The sequence below is a fragment of the Gluconobacter aidae genome (assembly GCF_009547075.1).
Classification (GTDB): Bacteria; Pseudomonadota; Alphaproteobacteria; order Acetobacterales; family Acetobacteraceae; genus Gluconobacter; species Gluconobacter aidae.
The window spans coordinates 1-1,690 of the sequence record NZ_WIPH01000092.1; the positions used below are offsets into that span (position 1 = coordinate 1).

The window sequence follows — 1,690 nt, forward strand, 5'->3', positions numbered from 1 at the left end:
AGTGCGACCATGCAATCTACAGTGTCAGCCTCGACCATCCGGCGGCGGATTTCGCCCTCGCTGTTCTGGTTCGACGACATGGAGCCATTGGCCAAAACCACACCTGCCGTTCCGTTCGGCGCAAGGTGCCACAGGATATGTTGCAGCCACGCATAGTTGGCATTGCCAGCAGGGGGTTTGCCATATTGCCAGCGCGGATCTTCCTCTAGCGAGGCATTCCACCAGTCGGAGATATTGAACGGCGGGTTGGCGAGGATGGTGTCAAAGCGCAGGTCTTTGAGTTCATCCCGCAGGAAGCTGCCTTCGTTGTTCCAGCGGATATCCGCACCAATGCCACGCACGGCGAGATTCATCTTCGCAAGACGCCAGGTGGTGTGGTTGCTTTCCTGACCGTAGATCGCAATATCGCCCAGCTTGCCGCCGTGGCTTTCCACGAACCGTTCGGATTGCACGAACATGCCCCCAGACCCGCAGCAGGGGTCATAGACGCGTCCCTTATAGGGTTCGAGCATGGAGACCAGCGTCCGAACGACACTGGACGGGGTATAGAATTCGCCCCCGCGCTTGCCTTCGGCACCGGCAAAGCCGCCGAGGAAGTATTCATAGACGCGCCCCAACACATCGCGGGCCTGATCCTCACTGCCGCCCATGCCAATGTCGGAGATGAGGTCGACCAGTTCACCCAGCATGACGCTATCAAGGGCGGGACGTCCGTAATCCTTGGGCAACACGCCTTTCAGCTGCTCCGGGTTGGCCTTTTCAATGGCCAGCATGGCCTCATCAATCAGTTTGCCGATGCCGGGAGAGCGGGCATTGGCCTTAAGATGCGACCATCGGGCGGTCTCCGGCACCCAGAAGATATTCTCAGCCAGATATTCATCGGGGTCTTCTGCGGCCGCCGGATCATCATGCAGCAGGATGGCATGATGGGCTTCAAACGCCGTGGAGATATAACGCAGGAAGATCAGCCCGAGCGCGACGTGCTTATAATCCGATGGTTCGAGGTTCTTGCGCAGCTTGTCGGCCGCCAGAAACATCTGTTGCTCGAAGCCGAGAGTGGCGGCTGTCCCTTTGGCTTTTGCCCGAGGCGCCTTCTTTGGGGCGGGCTCGGCATCCGGGTTCTTGCGAGGGCGACCACGGGGCATCAGGGTAGACTTTCAAACAGACAAAACACGTCGTTACAATCTGCCTGATAGAACCACACGCGTCGAGGCTTGCTTCAACCTTGGGGTGTCTTTCAAAGCTCCGGAATGTCTAACCTGAACGTTGGGAATTCCAGCGCTTCGATAACGCTCTTCAGGTTCTGCACGTCGATTGAGGTGGTGTAGTTCATCGTTCCCTGGCTTCGGTGTGAAGCTTCATGTCCCAAAATTCGGTCAATCCAGAGCTCGCGGAAGCTGGCGTTCTGATTGCGCAGTTTCGTCGAGACGGTGTGCCGGAAGCTGTGGAATGTAATTTCCGCCGGAAGGTCGAGCTTCGTCTTCAGTTTTGAGAACGCCTGCCCAAAAGCAGCCCCTCTGACGCCTTCGCTGGAGGTCGGCAGGTCGGGAAACAAGAAATGCTGCTCCGGTTTCAAAAAGCTCATGATGCCCGCTTTAATAAGCTGGGAGTGGATGGGAACGAGCCTCGTTCCTGCTGCCGACTTTGGAGACCATCCATCTTCCGGGTGAGGGCGGACATGGAAGCATGC

2 protein-coding genes are annotated in these 1,690 nt (G+C 57.5%); both read right to left on the bottom strand.

All coding sequences use genetic code 11. The features are described from left to right. Window positions 1-1,145: type I restriction-modification system subunit M (locus tag GFJ39_RS13845; protein ID WP_153432034.1), on the bottom strand; the 1,145-nt coding region annotated here is incomplete at its 3' end. A 92-nt stretch (window positions 1,146-1,237) separates the two neighbouring features. Then, window positions 1,238-1,690: tyrosine-type recombinase/integrase (locus GFJ39_RS13850; protein ID WP_153432036.1), on the bottom strand; the 453-nt coding region annotated here is incomplete at its 5' end.